Source organism: Inquilinus limosus (genome assembly GCF_051487185.1).
In the GTDB taxonomy this organism is placed as follows: Bacteria; Pseudomonadota; Alphaproteobacteria; order DSM-16000; family Inquilinaceae; genus Inquilinus; species Inquilinus limosus_F.
Genome location: NZ_JAHVDK010000026.1, coordinates 1 through 20,384, shown reverse-complemented (window position 1 = coordinate 20,384; position 20,384 = coordinate 1). Strand labels below are relative to the sequence as shown.

Sequence of the window (20,384 nt, the reverse complement as noted above, 5' to 3'; positions counted from 1 at the left end):
GACCCCTGCGCCCGTTCCTCCCGGTCATGCCCGAGCATAAGCCCATGAAAGCCCGGCGCCGAGCGTTTCGGCGGCGTGGCTCCCCCTCACCCTCCCGCCGCCTTCGGCGTCGGGCCCCTCCCTCTCCCCGAGGAGAGGGCATGTTCACCTCTCCTCGGGGAGAGGTCGAAATCGCGTCAGCGATTTCGGGTGAGGGGGCGGCACCGGCCCATCCGCAACGAAGCGATCAGCCGAGGAACCGGGCCGGGCGGAAGGTCGCCAGCTCGGGCCGGGCGACGCCGCGCAGCAGCTCGTCGGCCACGGCCGAGCCCAGGAAGGCGGCCAGGGTGACGCCGCTGTGGGTCACGGCGGCGTAGTAGCCCTCAACCTGCGGCAGCGGGCCGACGGCGGAATAGCCGTCCCTGGGGATGGCGCGGATGCCGAGCCGCACCGCCTCCGGCTCCACCGGCCCCATCGCCGGCAGGATCGCCCGGGCCCGGCGGATCAGCTCGCGCAGCTCCGGCAGGTCGATGCTGGGCTTCGGCGCCGCGGCCGGGTCGAACTCGTCGTCGTTGCGGCAGACCAGGAGGCGCCCGGCGCCGTCCGGCCGGAGATCACAGCCCGGCGTCTTCAACAGGTGCTCGAGCCCGACCGCGACCGGCGGGGTGAACGCCAGCAGCCCCGCGGTCGGCGCCAGCGGGATGCGCAGCACCGGGTCGAAGCCGGCGTCGTCGGCCCAGCGGCCGGTGCAGTTGACCACGAGGTCGGTGGCATGCGTCGTGTCGTCCGCCGTGGTCACGCCGGCGACGCGGCCGGCCCGGAGTTCCACCCGCACCACTCTGGCGCCGATCTCAACCCGTGCGCCGAGCCGCCGGGCGGCGGCGAGCATGGCCTGGGCATAGACCACGGGGTCGACCCAGCCCTCCTCCGGGAACCAAGCGACCGGCGCGTCGCCGACGGCCGCCGGGTCGATGTCGGGCGCCAGCTCGCGCAGTTGCGCGCCCGTGATCCATTCGGCCGCATAGCCCCAGTCGCGCAGCCGCTCGAAGCGCTGGCGCTGCGCCGCCTGCCCGGCCTCGTCGGCCCATTCCAGGCAGCCATTCAGATGCAGCCAGGGCGTCGCGTCGAACTCCTCGCGCAGCGCCGCATGCGCCTTCATCCCAGCGACGTTCAGATCGTGATAGGCCCGCGGCGTCTTGCCGTGCGAGTTGACCCAGGCGAAGCTGGTGCCGGAGGTGCCGGCGCCGATCCGCGTCGCCTCCAGCACCGTGACCGACGCCCCGCCCTGCGCCAAGCGGTACGCCACCGAGGCGCCAATGACGCCCGCGCCGATCACGATGATGGACGGCATTCCGACCTCTCAGTTCTTCTTCGTCTCTTCCAGGTAGAACCGGCCGAGCGGGTTCTGACCGAAATTCTCGATGTTCTTGCGCGACACGCTGAGGTAGGGGCTGTAGTACAGGTCGATCCAGTTGACGTCCGCCTTGGCCGTCTTCTGCAGCTCGATATACATCGCCTCGCGCTTGGCCGGGTCGGCCTCGACCCGGGCCTCGGCCACCAGCGCCTTCACCCGGTCGTTCTGGTATCGGGTCATGTAGTTCATGTTGGTGTCGTGGCCGAGGACGAAGGTCGTCTTCTGGTCCGGGTCGATGATGTCGTTGGTCCAGTAGTTCATCGCCATGTCGTAATCGCCCGCCACCTCCATGTCCCAGGTCTGGCTGGGGTCGACCTTCTGCAGATTGGCCGTGATGCCGACCTCGGCGAGCTGCTGCTGCACCAGCACCGCCACCTGCTCCGCCACCGTGTCGCCGGTGTCGACGAGATAGGTCAGTTGGACGTTGTCGACGCCGGCCTGCTTCAGCAGCTCCTTCGCCTTGGCCGGGTCGCGCGGCCGCTGCAGGTTGTCGGCGTAGTAATAGAGCGCTCCCTTCGGCACGTAGGAGTTGGCGATGGTGCCGATACCGAAAGTCACCGTGTCGACGATCGACTTCTTGTCGATGGCGTAGTCGATCGCCTCGCGCACCTCGCGCTTGTCGAGCGGCGGGTGCGAATGGTTGAGCAGCAGATGGTCCTCGCGGGTCGACGGATCCTTGTGGACCACGAGGTTCGGGTCCTTCTCCAGCTCCGCCACCTTGGCGAAGGGCACGAAGATCGCGGCGTCGAGCTCGCCCGCCTGCACCTTCAGCATGCGGGTGTTGTCGTCTGGGACCGAGATCCATTCGACGCCGTCGAGGCTGACCTGGTCCGCCTGCCAGAAGTTCGGGTTCTTCTTCAGCACCACCTTCTCACCGCGGCGCCATTCCTCGACCTCGAAGGCGCCGGAGCCGACCGGCTTCTCGGCGAAGGCGTCCTCGCCCATGTCCTTCATCGCCTTCTCGGAGACGATCGAGGCGCCGGGCATGGCCAGCGTCGCCAGGAACGGCACCATCGGCTGGGTCAGGGTGATCACCAGCGTGTGGTTGTCCTTGGCTTCCAGCGTCTTGATCACCTTGTAGGTGTCGCTCCACAGCGACCCCTCGTTGTCGCGGATGCGGGTCAGCGAGAACACGGCGTCCGAGGCCGTGACCGGGCTGCCGTCCGAGAATTTCGCGTCGCGGAGCTTGAGGGTGTAGACCGTGCCGTCGTCGGAGACGGTCCAGCTTTCGGCCAGGCCGGGCACCAGCTTCTGGCCGGATTTGTCGACCCGGACCAGCACGTCGAAGACGTTCGAGAACACCCAGAAATCGACGTTCTGTGAAGTCTTGATCGGGTCGAAGGTGGTGCCGTCCTCGCGCCGGCCGATGGTCAGCACGCCCGCCGCCTCGGCCGCGGCGCCGCCGGCGACCAGCGCCGCCAGGAAGGCGGCCGAAGCGATGCCGAGATGTCTCCTGGTCCGTGTCATCGTGAGCCTCCGGTTGTTGCCCCGTCTCAGTTTGCGGGGGTTGCAGGATAGAGATGGCAGGCCGTGAAGCGGCCTTCGGTCGGGCGCAGCGCCGGCGGCGCCCCGGCCCGGCACTCGGCCATGGCAAAGGGGCAGCGCGGATGGAAGGCGCAGCCCGGCGGCAGGTCGAGCGGGCTCGGCGGCTCGCCGCCCAGAAGATCCGTCGGCAGCGTGCGGTCGGGGTCGATCTCCGGGATCGCCCGGATCAGGGCCTGGGTGTAGGGGTGCTTCGGCGCGGCGAACACCGCCTCGGCCGGCCCCTCCTCCACGATCCGGCCGAGATACATCACCGCCACCCGGTCGCACAGCCGCCGGACCACGGCGAGGTCGTGGGCGATGAAGATCAGGGCCAGGTTCATCCGAGCCTTCAGCTCGATCAGCAGGTTGATGATCTGCGCCTGGATCGACACGTCGAGCGCGGCGACGCATTCATCGGCGATGATCAGCTTCGGCTCGACCGCGAGCGCCCGGGCGATGCCGACGCGCTGGCACTGGCCGCCGGACAGCTCGGCCGGGCGGCGGGACGCGTGCTCGGGCCTGAGGCCGACCAGGGTCAGCAGCTCCGCCACCCGCGCCGGGACGCGGTCGCGCGGCACCTTGCGGTGGACCCGCAGCACCTCGGCGATCGCCTCGCCCACCACCATGCGCGGGTTCAGCGCGCCATACGGGTCCTGGAAGATCATCGCCGTCTCGCGGCGCAGCCGGGCCAGGCCGTCGCGGCCGCCCGACGCCACGTCCGCCCCACCGAAGCGGATGCTGCCGCCGGTGATCTCGCCGAGCCGCAGGATGGCGCGGCCGAGCGTGCTCTTGCCGCAGCCGGATTCGCCCACCAGACCCAGCGCCTCGCCCGGCGCCAGGGTGAAGGAGACGCCATTGACCGCCCGCACCAGCCGCGGCGGCCGACCCGGCAGCGGCAGGCCGCCGGCGCGGAAATGGACCTCGAGGTCCTGGACGTCGAGCAGCGTCATGCCGCGTCCCCCGGCACCCGGTGGCAGGCCGCCATGTGGCCCGGCTCCGGCCAGGACGGGTCCGGCCGCATTGCGGTGCAGCGGTCGAAGGCACAGTCGCAGCGCGGATGGAAGCGGCAGCCGGAGGGCAGCTCGGCCAGGGACGGCGGCTGGCCGGGGATGAAGGGCAGCAGATGGCCGGCCCCGGCCTGGGCCGGCTGGCAGGCGATCAGCCGCGCCGTGTAGGGGTGGCGCGGCGCCGACAACACCGCCCGCTTGCCGCCCGCCTCGCACAGCGTGCCGCCATACATCACAGCGATGCGGTCGCAGCTCTGCGCCACCACGCCGAGATCATGGGTGATCAGGATGATGGCGAGGCCGCGCCGGTCGCGCAGGTCGAGCAGCAGCCGCAGGATCTGCGCCTGCACGGTGACGTCGAGGGCGGTGGTCGGCTCGTCGGCGATCAGCACCTCGGGGTCGCAGGCGAGCGCGGTGGCGATCATCGCCCGCTGCCGCATGCCGCCGGAGAATTCGTGCGGGTATCCCTGGGCCCGCCGCTCCGGGTCGGGGATGCCGACCTGGCGCAGCAGGTCGATCGCGGCCGAGCGTGCCTCGCGCTTCGAGGCGCCGCGGTGCAGGCGGATGCCCTCGGCGATCTGGTCGCCGATCCGCATCACCGGGTCGAGATGACTGGACGGGTTCTGAAAGATCATGCCGATCTCGCGGCCGCGCACCCGGCGCAACGCCTCCGGATCCAGCGCCGCGAGGTCACGGCCCTTGAGCAGCACTGACCCGCCGGCGATGCGCAGGCCGCCCGGCAGCAGGCCGATCAAAGCCCGGCAGGTGACGCTCTTGCCCGAGCCGCTCTCGCCGACGAGGCCCATCACTTGCCCGGCCTCGAGCGTGAAGGAGACGCGGTCGACGATGGTCGTCTCCTCCCCCGCCCGGGTCAGGGCTACCGACAGGTCGCGGACCTCCAAGAGCGGCGCGCTCATTCCTTCACCCCGAGCCATTCGCCGAGGCCGTCGCCGAGCAGGCTGAAGCCAAGCGCGATCACCGCCAACGCCATGCCCGGGAAGGCAGCGATCCACCAGGCGCGGATGATGAAGTTCTGGCTTTCCGCCACCATCACGCCCCATTCCGCCGTCGGCGGCTGCACCCCGAGGCCGAGATAGCTGATCGAGGCGCCGAGCAGCATGGTCAGCACCACATCGGACATCGAGAACACGATCGAGCTGACCATCGCGTTCGGCAGGATGTGCCGGGCCATGATCCGAAGATGGCCGTAGCCCAAGCTGCGCGCGGCGGTAACGAAGTCGCTGGCCTTCAGCACCAGCACCTGGGCCCGGACCAGCCGGGCGTAGGACACCCAGCCGACCAGGGCCATGGCGATGAAGAAGCTGCCGAGGCCGGGGCCGAGGATGGCGATGATCGCCAGCATCAGCACCAGGAAGGGAAAGGCCAGGACGATGTCGAGGATGCGCATCACCAGGGCGTCAACCCAGCCGCCGAAATAGCCGGACACGCAGCCGACCGCGGTGCCGATCAGGAACGGGATCAGCACGCCGAACACGCCCATCATCAGGTCGAGCCGGGTGCCCCAGATCAGCCGGGACAGCACGTCGCGGCCGACATTGTCGGTGCCGAGCCAATGCCCCGGCCCGGGCGGCAGCAGCGCATTCGCGGTGTCCTGCGCGATCGGGTCGTAGGGCGCGATCACCGGCGCCAGCAGCGCCACCAGGAGGAAGAAGCCGACGATCCCGGCCCCCCACCACAGGGCGCCCGGCACCCGCGGCAGCCTGAAGCGAAGTCGCGACCGGATGGCGGGCGTGTCAGCCACGGCGCTCACAGCTTGACCCGCGGGTCGATGGCGACGGTCAGCACGTCGGCCAGGAAGTTCACGGTGACGCTGGCGACGGCGAAGGCCATCGCCACGCCCTGCACCACCATGTAGTCGCGGGTGAAGATGCCGCGGACCAGAAGCTGGCCCATGCCGGGGATCGAGAACACGTTCTCGATGATCACCGTGCCGCCGATCAGCCAGCCGATGTTGACGGCGAGCAGGTTGATGGTCGGCACGATGGCGTTCGGGACGACATGGCGCCAGAACACCATGCCCTCTGGCAGGCCGCGCGCCCGGGCGGCGGTCGCCTGGTCGGAGCGCAGTTCGGCGATCATCGCGGCCCGGAGCGTACGGGTCAGCACCGCCGACAGCGCCAGGGCGATGGTCAGGCAGGGCAGCACAAGATGGTGCAGCCGGTCGGCCCAGTTGTCGCCGTAGCCCGCCACCGGGAAGAGGCCGAGCGTCACGCTGAACAGGATGATCAGCATGATGCCGAGCCAGAAGGGCGGCAGGCCGAGCCCGGTGGTCGAGACGATGCGGATCGCGTGATCGGCCAGCCGACCGCGGCGGCGCGCGGCCATCGCGGCGAAGGGCACGGCGATCAGGAGCGACAGCAGCACGGCGCCGAGCACCAGCAGCAGCGTCGGCTCGATCCGCTCCGCGATCAGCCGCAACACCGGGATCTTGTACAGGATCGACCGGCCCATCTCGCCATTCGCGAGGTTCTGGAGGAAATAGGCGTATTGCGTCCACAGCGGCTCATCGAGCGCGAACTGGGCGCGGATCCGGGCGATCGCATCCGGCGTCGCCTTGGTGCCCAGCAGCACCCGCGCCGGGTCGCCGGGGATCGAGCGGATCAGCACGAAGGTGATGACGCTGATCCCGAACAGCACCGGAATCAGCTGCAGCGGACGGGTCAGGACGAAGCGGAAGCGATGCATCGCCGGTCAGCCCCGGTGCCGCAGTGGCACCGGAGGCGAGACTGTACCATGAAGACAGTCCGGCATCAGGCCGCCCGATGCTTCTCGAGGAAGTCGAGCAGCACCGGGTAGTAGGCGTGCGGCTCCTCGTAGAAGGGCATGTGGCTGGAGTTCTGGAACACGTGCAGCCGGGCGTTCGGCAGCGCCAGCTTCATGCGCAGCGAGCAGGCCGGGGTCAGCTCGTCATGCTCACCGCAGGTGATCAGCACCGGCACGGTGATCCGGTGCATGTCCGGCAGCCGGTTCCAGTCCTTCAAATTGCCGGTGTAGAGGAACTCGTTCGGGCCCTGGATCGTGCCGTAGGGCCCCATGTTCCAGTCGTCGAGCGAGCGCCGCACCGGCGCCGGCCACTCGTCCAGCCGGCAGACATGGCGATGGTTCAGGATGGTGATCGCCGCCTGGTACACCGGGTGGTCCAGCGTACCCTCGGCCTCATGCCGCTGCATCATCGCCACGGTCTCGGGGCCGAGCGCGGCGCGCAGCCGCTCCAGCTCACCGATCAGGTGCGGGATGTCGGCGGCGGTGTCCTCCAGGATCACGGTCTTCAGCGCCTCGGGGTGGGTCAGCGCGTACTCGACGCTGAGCCAGCCGCCCCAGGAATGGCCGAGCAGATGCACCCGGCCCAGGCCGAGCGCCTGGCGCACCGTCTCCACCTCCGCGACATAGCGGGTGATGGTCCAGAGCGATGGGTCGGTCGGCCGGTCCGAGGCACCGGTGCCGAGCTGGTCGAAGGCGACGACCCGGTAGCCGTGGTCGATCAGGCAGGAATGTGCCTCGCGCAGATAGTCACAGGGCAGCCCCGGGCCGCCGTTGAGGCACAGCACCGTCTCCGGCCCCGAGCCGAAGCTGTAGGCCACCACCTTGTAGCCGTCGACGCGAACCTCGTCCCGCCGGTCCGGCGCGATCTCCCGCCACATCCTGCCATCCCCGTCATGATCTTTTTTGCGTTCGCGAACGCTAGACTGATCGGACAAATCAGACAAGGCGGCCGAGAGAAGAAGAAAATTGCCGTCGGTCGCTGCACCGATTTCGTGACCAGCGCCGCCGGCTGACCCCGGGGAAAATCGCGCGTCATCGTATGTTTGGAGGATGCCGACGGCGCAGCACTGACCGATGATGCGGCCTTGTTTGCTCCAAACCTGATTCTCAAGAGCGATTCCACGGAGACATACGATGATGCTGGAGGCCGTTCTGGCGCGCGCGCATTCCGCTGTCGGCCAGGGGATCCGTTACAAGCTGGGCAAGGGCGGCATGAACCCGGGCTCGCCCACGCCGGCCGCTGGTGGACAATGCGACTGCACCGGTTTTGTTGCCTGGTGTTTCGGCTTCAGCCGAAAGCTGACCGAACACTTCTATGCCCGGTTCAACGGCGGCTGGTTCGAGACCACCGCGGTCTGGACCGACATCGGCTCGGCGGCGGGGATCTTCGAACCGACGCAGAGCAGACCGGGGGCCGTGATCGTCTTCCCGGACGCCAATGGCCGCCAGGGCCACATCGGCATCATTCTCGACAACGGTCATGTCGTTCATTGCTCCAAGGGCAATGACACGAAATTCAAGGATGCCATTCAGATCACCGGCCCGGACATCTTCCAGACGCCCAATCACAGAATCGGCTGGCTGCACGGCCTCCAGTAGAATCGGGCAGGCCAGCCGGTCGGCCCTTCATCTCCCCGCCGGCGCGGGGGCGAGGCCGCCTGGCCAGGCGGCGGCGACCGCAAGCGCGTCGGCAGCCGTTTCGATCCGGACGTGCTGCAGGCCGAAGGCTTCGAAGGAGGATCGGATCGTCTTGACGATCCGGTCCGACGGGCCGTCGTAGATGATCCAGACCTCCCCTCCGGGGCGCAGGCTGCGGGCGACATGCGGCAGGGCCAGGCCGGGGCGGGTCCAGAAGCTGTTCACGCGGATGGCGAAGATGCGGTCGAACCCGCCCGGCTCGACCGGCTCGTGTTCGATATTGCCCTTGGCGATGCTGACCCGCCCGGCCGCGATTGCCTGCGCGTTGACGATGCGTGCCCGCGCCACCGCCGTCTCGGAGCGGTCGATGGCGAAGACGGTCGCGGTCGGCGCGCGGGCGAGCACGGCCTGGATCGCCTGGCCGGTGCCGCAGCCGATCTCCAGCAACCGCTCCCCGGGCCGCGGGGCCAGGAGATCGACCGCGGCGAGGATCCGGGGAGAGATCGGCCCTGTCACGCCTTGCCGTAGACCGGCACGACCGCACCGCGGCCGACCCGGTTGGCCGGGGAGGCCAGGTGGAGGATGGTCGCCGCCACCTCCTCCACCTTCGGCCAGGCGGCGTGGCCGGCCTTGGGCATGGCGGCGCGATTGGCCGGCGTATCCATGATCGAGGGCGCCACCGCGTTCACCAGGATGCCCTGCCCCGCCACCTCCTGCGCCAGGGCCACGGTCAGGGCGGCCAGCGCCGCCTTCGATGCGGTGTAGGCGGTCATGCCGGCGCCCAGGCGCCATTCCAGCGCCGGCCGGGCCGCGACATTGACGATGCGGCCGCCGGCGTCGCCGCGCCCGATCGCCCCGACCGCGGCACGGCAGCAGAGGAAGGCGGTGACGAGATTCGTGTCGAACTGCCGCTGGAGCATCGCCCTATCGGTCTCGCCGATCGGCGCCATGGCGAAGCCGCCGGCGACATGGATCGAGGCCCAGAGCGAGGGCAGCGCCGCATAGAACGCCGCCACCGCCGCCTCGTCGGTCAGGTCCGGCACCGGCGCCAGCACTGCCCGCTCATGGCCGCGATGGACGAAGCCAGTCGAGGCTTCGAGATCGCGGACCGGGACATGGCAGATGGCGCCGGATTCGAGCAGCAGCCCGACCACGGCCGACCCGAGCGCGCCGGTGCCGCCGGTGACCACCACGTGACGATCCTGGAACTCCATCGGGACCTCCTCAGGCGGAGCGACGATCCTCCAGGATCATAGCCGAGGCCTTCTCGGCGATCATGATCGTGGGCGAGTTGGTGTTGCCCGAGGTGATGGTCGGCATGATCGAGGCGTCGGCGATGCGCAGGCCTGCCAGACCGCGCACCCGCAGCCTTTCGTCGACCACCGCCAGCGGATCCCGGCCCATCTTGCAGGTGCCAACGGGGTGGAAGATGGTCGTGGCGATGTCGCCCGCCGCCCGCGCCAGCTCGGCGTCGTCCTGCAGCGCCGGGCCGGGCCGCACCTCCTGCGGCGCGTAGCGGGCCAGGGCCGGCGCCGCGGCGATCCGCCGGGTCAGCCGAATGGCGTCGACCGCGACACGGCGGTCCGCCTCCTCAGACAGGTAGTTCGGCCGGATCGCCGGCGCCGCGGTCGGGTCCGGGCTCTTGATCCGGACCGAGCCGCGGCTGTGTGGCCGCAGATTGCAGACCGAGGCGGTGAAGGCCGGGAAGCTGTGCAGCGGCTCGCCGAACCGGTCGAGGCTGAGCGGCTGGACGTGGTATTCGAGATTGGCGGTTTCCTGCGACGGGTCGCTGCGGGCGAAGGCGCCGAGCTGGCTGGGTGCCATGCTCAAGGGGCCGCTGCGGAACAGCGCGTATTCGAAGCCCATACCGATGCGGCCGAGCAGGCTGTTCGCGCGCTCGTTCAGGGTCGGCACGCCCTCGACCTTGTAGACCAGGCGCAGCTGCAGATGGTCCTGCAGGTTCTCGCCCACCCCCGGCAGGTCGTGCAGCGGCTGCACGTCATGCGCGGCCAGCAGGTCGGCCGGGCCGATGCCGGAATGCTGCAGGATGGCGGGGGAGCCGACGGCGCCGGCCGCCAGGATCACCTCCCCCGCTGCGGCATAGGCCTCGGTGCCGTCCGGGCGGCGGAACACCACGCCCGCGACGCGCTTGCCCTCGAGATGCAGCTTCAGCACCTGGGCATGGGTCTCGACCTTCAGGTTGGGCCGGCTGAGCACCGGCTTCAGAAAGCCCTTGGCCGCGGTCCAACGGATGCCGCGGCGCTGGTTCACCTGGAAATAACCGCAGCCCTCGTTGTCGCCGGTGTTGAAGTCGTCGACCGGCGGGATGCCAGCCTCGGCCGCCGCCTGACGGAAGGCGTCGAGGATCTTCCAGGACAGGCGCTGCGGTTCGACCCGCCACTCGCCGCCGGCGCCATGGAAGGCGGAAGCGCCCTGCCAATGGTCCTCGGACTTGATGAAATAGGGCAGCACGTCGTCCCAGCCCCAGCCGGAATTGCCGAGCTGCCGCCACTGGTCGTAGTCGCGCGCCTGGCCGCGCATGTAGATCATGCCGTTGATGGCGGAGCAGCCGCCCAGCACCTTGCCGCGCGGATAGTTGATCGCCCGGCCGCCAAGCCCGGCCTCGTGCTCGGTCTTGAAGCACCAGTCGAGGCGCGGATCGCCATGGGTGTAGAGATAGCCGACCGGGATATGGACCCAGATGGTGCCCGGCCTGCCTCCGGCCTCCAGCAGCAGCACCGACATCTTCGGGTCGGCCGACAGCCGGTTGGCCAGCACGCAGCCGGCCGAGCCGGCCCCGACGATGACAGTGTCGAACGTTCCGATCGTTCGCGTCATCGGCCGGACGCCTTCTTCAGCACCATCCCTATCCCCGATCCGCCTTGATTGTTGGTCTTGGGCGGCGATCTTCCTACAAGCTCGGCGGCCGCACAATGCGCGCGAGCCGCCGCGGCGCTCGACGAGCCGCGCGGCCCGCGCTAACCATTCGCCATCCGATCTGCGGGAGACCACCGGCATGGCCAGCGACGTCGAAACCGTGACCGCCACCCCGGACTCGCAGCCGCGCCAGCGCATGGCGGCGCATCTGGCGGCGATCGGCCGCGGCCCCGGCCGGTCGCGGCCGCTGACCGAGGCCGAGGCCGAGGACGCCTTCGCCATCATCCTGGCCGGCGAGGCCGACCCGATGCAGGTCGGCGCCTTCCTGCTGCTGGAGCGCTATCGCGGCGAGACGGCGGCGGAGCTGGCCGGCATGATCCGCGCCGCCCGCGCCGTGGTGACGGCGGCGCCGGCCACCCGGCCGGACCTCGACTGGCCCTCCTATGCCGCCGGCAAGACCCGCGGCGCGCCGTGGTTCCTGCTGTCGGCCCTGCTGGTCGCCCGCGCCGGCCACCCGGTGCTGATGCACGGCATCAACGTCCGGGTCACCGAGGGGATCGAGACCGAGGACGCGGTGCGGGTGCTGGGCCTGCCGGTGGCCGAGACCCCGGCCGAGGCGGCACGGATTCTGGACGCCACCCGCTTCGCCTATCTGCCGCTGCGCGCGGTCAGCCGCACTCTGACCGAACTGATGGAGCTGCGGCCGGTGCTGGGACTGCGCAGCCCGGTCAATTCCGCGGCGCGCCTGCTGAACCCGTTCGCGGCCAAGGCCAGCTTCGTCGGCGTGTTCCACCCGGCCTATCAGGACCTGCACCGCGACACCGCGCGCCTCCTGGGCCAGAGCGACCTGTGCGTGGTCAAGGGCGCCGGCGGCGAAGCCGAGCGCACACCCCTGAAGGCGCTGGCGCTGCAGCGCCTGGTGGCCGGCGAGGCGCTGGACGAGACGGTGCCGCCGATCGCCGGCGAAGGCCGCGGCGAGAGGCTGGCGCGCAGCGACCTGGAGCATTTCCGCGCGGTGTGGTCGGGCGCCGCCGAGGACCCGGCGGCCCAGGCGACGGTGATCGGCACCGCCGCCGTGGCGCTGGCCGTGATCGCCGGCGACAGCGGCGAGGGCGCCCATGCCCGCCGCCTGGAGCAGGCGGCGGCGCTGTGGCGGGAGCGGACCGCGTAGGCCGGGTTCGCGGTGGAGCTTCAGGCGGCGTTGGCATATCCTGTGTCGGTTCGCTGCGTCACGCCCTCCTGCGGCTGGAGCTCCGAAGACCATGGCCGGTCCCGATGACAACCGCGAGGCGATGGATCTTCTCATCCGGGGCTTTCAGGTCTCGCGGACGATCCGGCTTGTTGCCGACCTGGGGATCGCCGACAGGATCGCGCCGGAGGCCGCGTCCAGCATTGCCGAGCTGGCGCTGGCAAGCGGGGTCCTGCCGGAGCCGCTTTTCCGAGCGATGCGCGCTCTCGCCGCCTTCGGCATCTTCCGCCTCGATGCCGAAGGGATGGTCGCCCATACGCCACGGTCTCTGCTGCTGCGCAGCGATGTGCCGAACAGCCTGCATCACTCGGCGCGTTTCTGGACAGCTGCCGGATCCTGGCGCGCCTGGGAAGCTCTCGATGTCGCTTTCCATGGGGGTGTTCCGCACGAGGCGGCATGGGGGGTGAGCCGATTCGACTATCTCCGAAACAATCCCGACGAGGCGCGCATCTTCGATGCGTTCATGGCGAACTTTTCGGACGACCGTCACCGCGCCATCGCAGCCGGCTATGATTTCTCGAAATCTCACCTGATCGCCGATATCGGGGGCGGCAACGGCGAGACCCTGCGCCGCATATCGGCTCTCTGTCCCGAGGTGCGCGGCATCGTCTTCGACCGGCCCGACGTAGTCGCCGCCATTCCGCCGGATGCGCTCGCCGGCGGTCGCATCACCCCTTGTGGCGGCAGCTTCTTCGACGGCGTGCCGTCCGGCGCCGATCTCTACCTGCTCGTCCGCGTGCTGCACGACTGGTCGGACGAGGACGTCTTGCGAATTCTCCGTTCGTGCCGCTCGGCCATGGAAGCGGGAGCCCGATTGCTCGTGGTCGAGGCCCTCCTCGAGCCCGACCCGTCACGGGGGCGGCCGACCGAATATCTGATCGATATGCAGATGATGGCCATGTTTGGCAGGGCCCGCGAGCGGACCAGGGCTGAGTTCAGCCAATTGCTCACTGGCGCTGGATTCGAGCTCACGGCCACCATTCCGACGGCTTCGTCCGTCACCATTCTGGAGGCGGCGCCTCGCCCGCAGCCCGACGGCGCCTGAGCCTACGATCGGCCCGTCTTCCACGCCTCGATCGCGCTGGTGATCAGCCGGTGGTCGTCCTCATGCGGCAGGCCGGAGACGCCGATGACGCCGACCACCTGGGCGCCGATGCGGATCGGGAAGGCGCCGCCATGATCGGCCATCGGCGTGCGGATCGAGGGGCTGTCGGCCAGGGTCCGGCCGCGCGCCTTCAGCCGGTGATGCAGCCACAGCGAGCTGCGGCCGAACTGGCGGACCGCGGCGGATTTGAGGTCGAGCCAGACCTGGTTGTCGGCCGAGGTGCCGTCGAGCGCCGCGGCGAACAGCACCCGGTCGGCGACCTGGATGCGGATCGCGACCGGCGCCGGCGCGGTCTCCACCAGCGTGCGGCCGATCGCCCAGGCCTCGGCGAAGTCGAAGCGGTCGAAGACCAGCCGCGCTTCCTCGGCCTCAAGCTCAGCGGTGCGGGCGGCGTGGTCGGTCCCGGTCATGGTCCCCCTCCTCGAATCTCGGCGACCGATCCTGCCACAGCCTCAGCCGCATGGGCCCGAGATACGATGGTCTATTTGACCCCGACCACCATCGAATACGGGCCGGCCAGGGCCTCCTGGCGGACGGAGGCGAAGCCGGCCTCGCGCAGCCAGCCGATGCAGTCGGCGCCGGTGTAGTCGAAGCCGCCCGGCGTTTCGATCAGCATGTTCAGGCTCATCAGCAGGCCGGCCGCGTTCTCCCGCCGGTCGTCGTCGATCATCCGGTCGTAGACGATCAGCGCCCCGCCCTGCGGCAGCGCCGCATAGGCCTTGGCCACCAGCATCCGCTTCTCCTCCAGGTCCCAGTCGTGGAGGATGTGGCCCATTACCAGTACTTCGGCCGAGGGCAGCGCCTCGCGCAGGAAGTCTCCGGCATGGAAGCGCACCCGGCCGGCCAGGCCCCGCCGCGCCACATAGGCCTCGAACACCGGCTGCACCGGAGGCAGGTCGAAGCCGCCCGCCTCGAGATGAGGATGAGCGAGGGCGAGCTCGACCGGCACCGATCCGGCCGCAGCCCCGATGTCGATGACGCTGCGGTACTTGGCCCAGGGGAAGCGGGCGGCGAGCGCGTGCGCCAGCGGCAGGCTGACGCCGGTCATGGCGTGGAGGAAACCGGCGAGACCTTCGGGGTCGGCATAGATCGCAGCGAAGAAGTCGCCGCCGGCCTTGGCCTCGTTCTGCGGCCGGCCGGTGCGCAGCGCCTCGGTCAGGTTCCCCCAAAAGGGGTAGAGCCGCCGGTTCGCCATCTCCAGAATACCGCCGACATAAGTGGGCTTGCCGCGGTCGAGATAGAGGTCGGTCTCGGCCGTGTTGGAATAGCGACCGTTGTCCCGGTTCAGCAGATGCAACGCCACCAGCGCGTCGAAGAAGTCACGCGCGCTGCGCGGATGCAGGCCGAGCCGGACCCGCAAGGCCTCGGCGTCCAGCGGACTGTCGGCCAGCGCGGTGAACACACCGAGCTCGACCGCGCTCAACAGGGTCTTCGAGGCCCAGAAGCCGAACCCCAGCTGCATGATGAGCTCGGGTGTGACCGGGGCATGCCGGCCGGCGGAGTCTGCGGACATGGCGGCCCTCCCCACGGATGTGGTGACCACTATGACGATCGCCGGGCCGGAACGGCGCGACAATCCCCCCACTCGGGGGGCCTATCGGCGCCCCGCCAGTTCCCTCCGGGCTCTCGCTTCCAGCGAGGCCGGGCGGCCGGATCCCCGCCCGGCCGCCCGGTCATCCTCAGACCTCTTCCTCTGGATCGATCGGACCGAACTCGATCACGACATCGGTCGGTTCGGGCTCGTGCGGCGCCAGGGTGGTCCGCTCCGCATCCGTCCAGCTGGCCAGCTTCACCACCTGCCCCGCCGGGGCGCCGGTCGGCGCCAGTTCGACCGCCTCCACGATGTGGAGCCCGTCACCGTCGAGGAAGAAGGTGTGCTCCCCGAACATGGTGTTCAGCTGGGGCATGGCCGGATGGGTGTCGGGCACGGGTTGGGCCCCGAACCGGGTCACGGTCCGGTCCACCATCGCGGTGTTGAGCTTCATCGCTTGCTCCTGTCGATGGGGCGCACCCCTCGGCGGGGCGGCCTGTCGATCGGCTCGCGCCGGGCCGCATGCCGCGGCGCGTTGCGGGACCTCCCACCTGGAGGTGGTGCGATGTCGGCCGTCCGCATTCATGAACGTAACCCGCGCTTCGCATCCTGCAAGCCCGAATGACCGTTGATAAGATGAGCCCGATGATCCGACCGACGCGCAAGGCGACATCATGAGGCCGGACGACCTCGACCGGCTGCCGCGCCACCTCGACCCGCGCCGCGATCCCTGGCGGCCGGCGATCCGGCCGCTGCCGCCGGGCCGCGCGGTGGCGGCGATCGGCGACGTGCACGGCCAGGCCGACCTTCTGGAGGCCATGCACCGGCTGGTGGCGGCGGAGTTCGCGGCCCTGCCGGCCGGCACCGATTGCACGCTGATCCATCTCGGCGATCTGGTCGACCGCGGCCCGGAAAACCGGCGCGCCCTGGCCCTGGCGCGGCGGGGCATCCCGGGCGTGGAGACGATCACGCTGCTGGGCAACCATGACGACCGCATGGTGGCGCTGCTGGACGGTGCCACCGATCGCCGCTCCCTGGAGTTCTGGCTGCTTTATGGCGGCGAGCGGGTGCTGATCGAATGCGGCGTCACGGAGCTGAGCGGCGACTGGCGCGGCCGGGTGCGGGCGGCGATCGGGCCCGACCTGCTGGGTTGGCTGCGCGGCTGTCCGGTCAGCCACCGGATCGGCGACCTGTTGTTCGTCCATGCCGGGATCGACCCGCGGCGCCCGCTGGCGGAGCAGGACCGCCACACCCTGCTGTGGATCCGGGATCCCTTCCTGGAATGGCGTCATCCCTTCCCGGAGAATGTCGCGGTGATCCACGGCCATACGCCGGTCGAGTCCCTGGATCTGAGCCATCCGCACCGCATCGATGTCGACACCGGCGCCTTCGCCACCGGCTGCCTGTCGGCGGTGCTGATCCATGGCGACCGGATGCGCGGCCTCAGGGTCTGGCGGATCTAGGAAGACTCCGGCTCAAGCGTGAACAGCTCCTGCGGCATTCGGACGCCGCGCAGGGCGTAGCGGCCGACGCAGACGAGGCCGGCCTCGGCCCCTCCCGCCGCCGCGGCAAAGGCGGAGGAGACCAGCATCGGCTGGTCGACCGCGCGGCACATCTCGGCGATCCGGCTGGTCTCGTTCACCGCCGGGCCGACCACGGTGAAGTCGAGCCGGTGGGCACTGCCGATATTGCCGAAGAACACCTCGCCGATGTGGAGGCCGGCATACATCTCGGTCACCGGCTGGCCGGCCGCGGCGCGCTGCGGGTTGAGCGTCGCGATCGCCGCCTGGGCCCGGCGCACCGCCTTCAGCGCGGCGCGGCAGGCCCGGGCGCGGCCCTCGGCCCCGCCGTTCTGCGGCCGGAAGATCGCCAGCACACCGTCGCCGATCAGCTTCAGCACGTCGCCGCCCGTTTCCTGCACCGCCGAGATCACCGCGTCGGCGTAGTCGTTCAGCAACGGGATGATCTGCTCCGGTGGCGCGGTGTCGGTGATGCGGGTGTAGCCGCGCAGGTCGCTGAACCACAGCACCGCGTCGATGCGGTCGGCAACACCGCGGGCGATGCGGCCGGACAGCACCGAATCACAGGCGTCGCGGCCGAGATAGGTCTCGAGCAGCGTGCCGGCCATCCGCGCCAGGGTGGTGGCCTTCATCGCCATGGCGAGGCCGGGCATCAGCCGCAGCATCGCCGCGATCTCGTCATCGGTGAAGCCGCCGGGCCGGTCCGTGGTCCAGGCCGAGAACAGCCCGTCCCAGTCGGCGATCGCGCCCTCCGCCTCGAAGCGGTTGAGGATGCCGAGATAGTCGGTCATTCCCTCCTCCGCCACCGTGGCCACGGCCGGGAACTCGGCGCAGCTCTCCGGCGTCACCCGCCGGCGCATCCATTCCTGGCCGGTCTCGATCAGGTGGAAGAACGGACTGGCGCGCCATCTCTCCTCATTCACGCCCGGGGTGGTGCGGCCATAGCCGGTGAAGCTGGCCTCCGGCTCGCCGCGGCGCCAGCGCACGGCGTTGCCCTCGTAGATCGGGTGCAGCGTGTCGATCACGAGCAGGCCGGTGGCCAGCGGCAGGCCGGCGAACACGGCCCGGGCGCAGAAGCCGGCCAGAAGCTCGGTCTCCGGCAGGCCGATCAGCCCGGCCTCGGTGATCCAGCCGGCCAGAGCGGTGAGCTTGGCGTCGTCCATCGATTCTCCTTCGTGGAGAGCTTTACACCAAGCGCGCAGCCGGCGGCAGCAGGCCGTGCCGCTGCAGCGCCGCGGCCAGGCCCGCCGCGTCGACGAAGCGGTGCCCGGCCAGCCCTGCCCGCTCCGCCCCGGCGACATTGCCGGCGCCGTCGTCGACGAACAGCGTCGCGGCCGCGGCGGCGCCGAGCCGGTCGAGACAGCGCCGATACGCCTCCGGGTCCGGCTTGCGGGCGCGGAACTCGGCCGAGACATGGATCGCGTCGCCGAAGATCGGCCGCAGCTCCGGGAACAACGCGTCGATCTGCTGCAGCATCAAGAGGCTGTTGTTGGTCAGCACCGCGACCCGTGCCGCGCCGGCGATCCGGGCCGCGAGGTCGAGCGTCTCCGGCATCGGCGTCATCGCCGCCCGCTGCGCCGCCGTCCATTCCGCCCGGCTCAACGGATGGCCGATGCACTCGCCGAAGCCGCGCAGATAGGCCTCGGCGTCGAGCTCGCCGGCATCGCCGCGATCCTCGAAGCCCGAGCCCCAGATCGCGGCCTCGATCGCCTCCGGGCTGCGACCGGACAGGCGCGCCAGGGCGGCGATCCGCGCCGCCTTGTCGTAGCGGCACAGCACCTCGTTCATGTCGAACAGGACGAGCGTGATCATGCGGCGGCTCCGCCGGTCCCTGCCGTCCAGTTCAGGATGGTACCGCCAAGCCGGACCGGCAACCGCGGTCACGGCACGCCGAGCAGACCGTCCACCAGCAGCTTCAGCCCGATCGCGACCAGCAGCAGGTGGAACCAGTAATACAGCCGGGCTTCGTCGATCCGGTCGTGGAAGCGGCGGCCGATCCAGACGCCGAGCGGCACCACCGGCGCCGCTGCCGCAATGGCGGCGAGGTTCCGCGGCTCCAGCACGCCGAGATAGAGATAGGGCACCTGCTTGGCGATGTTGCAGACCATGAACACGATCGCCGAGGTGCCGGCGAAGACGGTCTTGTCCAGCCGCTGCGGCAGCAGATAGATCGCCAGCGGCGGTCCGCCGGAATGGGCGACGAAGGTGGTGTAGCCGGTCAGCGTGCCCCACAGCGCCGCGCGTCGACCGGAGGGGGCGGCACGCGGCCGGTCGAGCTTTCGGCGGGCGAACCAGCGCAGGGCGAAGACCAGGGTGACGATGGCGATCAGCAGCGTCACCCAGGCCGGCTCGACCAGGGCGAAGGTCAGCCCGCCCAGAGCGATGCCGCACAGCAGCGGCGCGATCAGCAGCCGCAAGTTGGGCCGGCTCCAGGTCCGCGGCGGGAAGGCCCAGACGGTGAACACGTCCATCAGCAGCACCAGCGGCGCGATCACCGCCGCCGCGTCCACCGCCGGCATGACGAAGGACAGGGCCGGGATGCCGAGGATGGCGAAGCCCCCGCCGAACCCGCCCTTGGTGAAGGCGATGACGAAGATGGTGCCCAGCAGCACGGCGAGGACGAAGGGATCGGTCGGCATCACCGCGACCATGGCCGATGCGGGTCGCCTCGCTCAACCGCCGGATTGCGCCGAGAGCAATGCATTTCGGCCCCGCTGGCTTGATCGGGAACGGGGGGCCTGACATGGTCTCCGCGGTTGGCCCCGGAACCGCGCGTCGACACTTTCGGGATTTCGCCGGTCGAGCCGTCAGGATCCGCCGATGCTTCTGCATTCCCTCTATCTGATCGCCATCGTCGCCGAAGCCATGACGGCGGCGCTGGCCGCCGGGCGGCGCAGCATGGACTGGGTCGGCGTCTATCTTCTCGGTTGCGTCACGGCCCTCGGCGGCGGCTCGGCGCGGGACGTCCTTCTCGGCCATTATCCGCTGTCCTGGGTGGAGCATCCGTCCTACCTGCTGATCACGGGCGGCGCCGCCCTGCTCACCATCCCCGCCGCCCGCCTCATGCATCATCTGCGCAGGCTGTTCCTGCTGCTGGACGCGATCGGCCTCGTCGTGTTCACGGTGATCGGCGCCAATATCGCGATGGCGCTGGACCTGCCGATCGTGATCGTCATCGCCTCGGGCATGATCACCGGCTGCGTCGGCGGCGTCCTGCGGGACGTCCTCTGCAACGACATCCCGCTCCTCTTCCGCAGCGAGCTCTACGCCACCGTGTCGGTGGTGACCGGCGGCATCTACGTCGCCGGGCTGGCCGCCGGGATCGGCCACGATCTCGTCACGGCGGCCGCGATGGTCATCGGCCTGGCGCTCCGCCTGCTCGCGCTCAGATTCGGCTGGAGCATGCCGAAATTCGTCTATACGCGGGATCTTCACTGAGCCGTCGCCTCCCTGGCGCGATGGCGAAGAGCCGATGAGGCCCGCCGATATCGGAACCGGCCCATCGCGCGCGGACGCGCGCAGACCCCTCCGCCCTCCGGCAAGGGAGGGAGAGTGGAAGGCTGGCAGAAAGATGGAATGGCTGGATGTGATCCGCAGCAGCCCTCAGCTGCTGTCCAGCTTCGCGGGCCTGGATGGCGGGCGGCCGTCTTCGGGCGCGTCCGGCTGTTCAGGCCAGCCGTGTCCTGCCTTGAGATCAGCGGCGACGGTCGTGCCGTCACCGGCCGAGCCGGCGTTGTCGTTGGCCCCGGCGACATC

21 protein-coding genes are annotated in these 20,384 nt (G+C 70.1%); 5 read left to right on the top strand and 16 right to left on the bottom strand.

What is annotated here, in order from left to right:
* Positions 1-226: 226 nt before the first annotated feature.
* The 7 genes from KXR53_RS25855 to KXR53_RS25825 all read right to left on the bottom strand — a co-directional run bounded on the left by KXR53_RS25855 (position 227) and on the right by KXR53_RS25825 (position 7,586).
* A complete protein-coding gene (locus KXR53_RS25855) occupies positions 227-1,330 on the bottom strand; it encodes an NAD(P)/FAD-dependent oxidoreductase (RefSeq protein ID WP_437378181.1) in 1,104 nt (367 codons plus the stop codon).
* 9 nt (positions 1,331-1,339) lie between these two features.
* The gene (locus KXR53_RS25850) at positions 1,340-2,860 is read right to left on the bottom strand and encodes an ABC transporter substrate-binding protein (protein ID WP_437378180.1); all 1,521 of its coding nucleotides are present in this window, start codon (positions 2,858-2,860) and stop codon (positions 1,340-1,342) included.
* A 26-nt stretch (positions 2,861-2,886) separates the two neighbouring features.
* Positions 2,887-3,867 (bottom strand): ABC transporter ATP-binding protein, encoded by a 981-nt coding sequence (locus tag KXR53_RS25845; RefSeq protein ID WP_437378179.1) that lies wholly within the window; start codon positions 3,865-3,867, stop codon positions 2,887-2,889.
* Complete coding sequence (locus KXR53_RS25840; RefSeq protein WP_437378178.1) at positions 3,864-4,841, bottom strand: ABC transporter ATP-binding protein; 978 nt, start codon at positions 4,839-4,841, stop codon at positions 3,864-3,866. The genes KXR53_RS25845 and KXR53_RS25840 overlap by 4 nt, the downstream gene beginning before the upstream one ends.
* A complete protein-coding gene (locus KXR53_RS25835) occupies positions 4,838-5,686 on the bottom strand; it encodes an ABC transporter permease (RefSeq protein WP_437378177.1) in 849 nt (282 codons plus the stop codon). Before KXR53_RS25835 ends, KXR53_RS25840 begins: the two co-directional genes overlap by 4 nt.
* 5 nt (positions 5,687-5,691) lie before the next feature.
* Positions 5,692-6,630 carry an ABC transporter permease gene (locus KXR53_RS25830; protein WP_437378176.1) on the bottom strand — a complete coding sequence of 313 codons (939 nt, stop codon included), beginning with the start codon at positions 6,628-6,630 and terminating at the stop codon, positions 5,692-5,694.
* A 65-nt stretch (positions 6,631-6,695) separates the two neighbouring features.
* The gene (locus KXR53_RS25825; protein WP_437378175.1) at positions 6,696-7,586 is read right to left on the bottom strand and encodes a proline iminopeptidase-family hydrolase; all 891 of its coding nucleotides are present in this window, start codon (positions 7,584-7,586) and stop codon (positions 6,696-6,698) included.
* Between the two features lie 256 nt (positions 7,587-7,842).
* Here KXR53_RS25825 and KXR53_RS25820 point away from each other — a divergent pair, with 256 nt between their 5' ends.
* Entirely contained in the window at positions 7,843-8,307 is a 465-nt protein-coding gene (locus KXR53_RS25820; protein WP_437378174.1) for a CHAP domain-containing protein, read from the top strand.
* A 27-nt stretch (positions 8,308-8,334) separates the two neighbouring features.
* Here the strand turns inward: KXR53_RS25820 and KXR53_RS25815 are convergent, their stop codons facing one another.
* Genes KXR53_RS25815 through KXR53_RS25805 form a run of 3 tightly spaced genes read right to left on the bottom strand, consistent with a single transcriptional unit; the run spans position 8,335 to position 11,184 of the window.
* A complete protein-coding gene (locus KXR53_RS25815; protein ID WP_437378173.1) occupies positions 8,335-8,862 on the bottom strand; it encodes a class I SAM-dependent methyltransferase in 528 nt (175 codons plus the stop codon).
* Entirely contained in the window at positions 8,859-9,560 is a 702-nt protein-coding gene (locus tag KXR53_RS25810; protein WP_437378172.1) for an SDR family NAD(P)-dependent oxidoreductase, read from the bottom strand. The genes KXR53_RS25815 and KXR53_RS25810 overlap by 4 nt, the downstream gene beginning before the upstream one ends.
* 10 nt (positions 9,561-9,570) lie before the next feature.
* A complete protein-coding gene (locus tag KXR53_RS25805; protein ID WP_437378171.1) occupies positions 9,571-11,184 on the bottom strand; it encodes a GMC family oxidoreductase in 1,614 nt (537 codons plus the stop codon).
* A gap of 178 nt (positions 11,185-11,362) precedes the next feature.
* Between KXR53_RS25805 and KXR53_RS25800 the strand changes: the two genes are divergently transcribed.
* Entirely contained in the window at positions 11,363-12,394 is a 1,032-nt protein-coding gene (locus tag KXR53_RS25800) for a glycosyl transferase family protein (protein WP_437378170.1), read from the top strand.
* A 91-nt stretch (positions 12,395-12,485) separates the two neighbouring features.
* Positions 12,486-13,517 carry a methyltransferase gene (locus tag KXR53_RS25795; RefSeq protein ID WP_437378169.1) on the top strand — a complete coding sequence of 344 codons (1,032 nt, stop codon included), beginning with the start codon at positions 12,486-12,488 and terminating at the stop codon, positions 13,515-13,517.
* A gap of 2 nt (positions 13,518-13,519) precedes the next feature.
* Here the strand turns inward: KXR53_RS25795 and KXR53_RS25790 are convergent, their stop codons facing one another.
* From KXR53_RS25790 to KXR53_RS25780, 3 genes are all read right to left on the bottom strand, one after another.
* The gene (locus KXR53_RS25790) at positions 13,520-13,987 is read right to left on the bottom strand and encodes a heme-degrading domain-containing protein (protein WP_437378168.1); all 468 of its coding nucleotides are present in this window, start codon (positions 13,985-13,987) and stop codon (positions 13,520-13,522) included.
* A 71-nt stretch (positions 13,988-14,058) separates the two neighbouring features.
* Positions 14,059-15,090, bottom strand: a complete 1,032-nt coding sequence (locus KXR53_RS25785; protein WP_437378167.1) for a methyltransferase — start codon at positions 15,088-15,090, stop codon at positions 14,059-14,061.
* Positions 15,091-15,256: 166 nt separating this feature from the next.
* Complete coding sequence (locus KXR53_RS25780; RefSeq protein WP_437378166.1) at positions 15,257-15,562, bottom strand: hypothetical protein; 306 nt, start codon at positions 15,560-15,562, stop codon at positions 15,257-15,259.
* 220 nt (positions 15,563-15,782) lie between these two features.
* Between KXR53_RS25780 and KXR53_RS25775 the strand changes: the two genes are divergently transcribed.
* Positions 15,783-16,571 (top strand): metallophosphoesterase, encoded by a 789-nt coding sequence (locus KXR53_RS25775; RefSeq protein WP_437378165.1) that lies wholly within the window; start codon positions 15,783-15,785, stop codon positions 16,569-16,571.
* Here the strand turns inward: KXR53_RS25775 and KXR53_RS25770 are convergent.
* The 3 genes from KXR53_RS25770 to KXR53_RS25760 all read right to left on the bottom strand — a co-directional run bounded on the left by KXR53_RS25770 (position 16,568) and on the right by KXR53_RS25760 (position 19,267).
* A complete protein-coding gene (locus tag KXR53_RS25770) occupies positions 16,568-17,791 on the bottom strand; it encodes an adenylate/guanylate cyclase domain-containing protein (RefSeq protein WP_437378164.1) in 1,224 nt (407 codons plus the stop codon). The two genes, KXR53_RS25775 and KXR53_RS25770, sit on opposite strands and share 4 nt — an antisense overlap.
* Positions 17,792-17,813: 22 nt before the next feature.
* Entirely contained in the window at positions 17,814-18,440 is a 627-nt protein-coding gene (locus KXR53_RS25765) for an HAD family hydrolase (RefSeq protein WP_437378163.1), read from the bottom strand.
* 68 nt (positions 18,441-18,508) lie between these two features.
* Positions 18,509-19,267, bottom strand: a complete 759-nt coding sequence (locus tag KXR53_RS25760) for a sulfite exporter TauE/SafE family protein (RefSeq protein ID WP_437378162.1) — start codon at positions 19,265-19,267, stop codon at positions 18,509-18,511.
* Positions 19,268-19,448: 181 nt separating this feature from the next.
* Here KXR53_RS25760 and KXR53_RS25755 point away from each other — a divergent pair, with 181 nt between their 5' ends.
* Positions 19,449-20,066 carry a trimeric intracellular cation channel family protein gene (locus KXR53_RS25755; protein ID WP_437378161.1) on the top strand — a complete coding sequence of 206 codons (618 nt, stop codon included), beginning with the start codon at positions 19,449-19,451 and terminating at the stop codon, positions 20,064-20,066.
* The last annotated feature ends 318 nt before the right edge of the window (positions 20,067-20,384 follow it).

Coding starts and splice junctions, on each gene's coding strand:
- KXR53_RS25850 (WP_437378180.1), bottom strand. CDS start 2,860: ATGACACGGACCAGGAGACATCTCGGCATCGCTTCGGCCGCCTTCCTG.
- KXR53_RS25780 (WP_437378166.1), bottom strand. CDS start 15,562: ATGAAGCTCAACACCGCGATGGTGGACCGGACCGTGACCCGGTTCGGG.
- KXR53_RS25805 (WP_437378171.1), bottom strand. CDS start 11,184: ATGACGCGAACGATCGGAACGTTCGACACTGTCATCGTCGGGGCCGGC.
- KXR53_RS25830 (WP_437378176.1), bottom strand. CDS start 6,630: ATGCATCGCTTCCGCTTCGTCCTGACCCGTCCGCTGCAGCTGATTCCG.
- KXR53_RS25755 (WP_437378161.1), top strand. CDS start 19,449: ATGCTTCTGCATTCCCTCTATCTGATCGCCATCGTCGCCGAAGCCATG.
- KXR53_RS25800 (WP_437378170.1), top strand. CDS start 11,363: ATGGCCAGCGACGTCGAAACCGTGACCGCCACCCCGGACTCGCAGCCG.
- KXR53_RS25775 (WP_437378165.1), top strand. CDS start 15,783: ATGAGGCCGGACGACCTCGACCGGCTGCCGCGCCACCTCGACCCGCGC.
- KXR53_RS25760 (WP_437378162.1), bottom strand. CDS start 19,267: ATGCCGACCGATCCCTTCGTCCTCGCCGTGCTGCTGGGCACCATCTTC.
- KXR53_RS25810 (WP_437378172.1), bottom strand. CDS start 9,560: ATGGAGTTCCAGGATCGTCACGTGGTGGTCACCGGCGGCACCGGCGCG.
- KXR53_RS25855 (WP_437378181.1), bottom strand. CDS start 1,330: ATGCCGTCCATCATCGTGATCGGCGCGGGCGTCATTGGCGCCTCGGTG.
- KXR53_RS25845 (WP_437378179.1), bottom strand. CDS start 3,867: ATGACGCTGCTCGACGTCCAGGACCTCGAGGTCCATTTCCGCGCCGGC.
- KXR53_RS25770 (WP_437378164.1), bottom strand. CDS start 17,791: ATGGACGACGCCAAGCTCACCGCTCTGGCCGGCTGGATCACCGAGGCC.
- KXR53_RS25820 (WP_437378174.1), top strand. CDS start 7,843: ATGATGCTGGAGGCCGTTCTGGCGCGCGCGCATTCCGCTGTCGGCCAG.
- KXR53_RS25785 (WP_437378167.1), bottom strand. CDS start 15,090: ATGTCCGCAGACTCCGCCGGCCGGCATGCCCCGGTCACACCCGAGCTC.
- KXR53_RS25825 (WP_437378175.1), bottom strand. CDS start 7,586: ATGTGGCGGGAGATCGCGCCGGACCGGCGGGACGAGGTTCGCGTCGAC.
- KXR53_RS25840 (WP_437378178.1), bottom strand. CDS start 4,841: ATGAGCGCGCCGCTCTTGGAGGTCCGCGACCTGTCGGTAGCCCTGACC.
- KXR53_RS25765 (WP_437378163.1), bottom strand. CDS start 18,440: ATGATCACGCTCGTCCTGTTCGACATGAACGAGGTGCTGTGCCGCTAC.
- KXR53_RS25795 (WP_437378169.1), top strand. CDS start 12,486: ATGGCCGGTCCCGATGACAACCGCGAGGCGATGGATCTTCTCATCCGG.
- KXR53_RS25790 (WP_437378168.1), bottom strand. CDS start 13,987: ATGACCGGGACCGACCACGCCGCCCGCACCGCTGAGCTTGAGGCCGAG.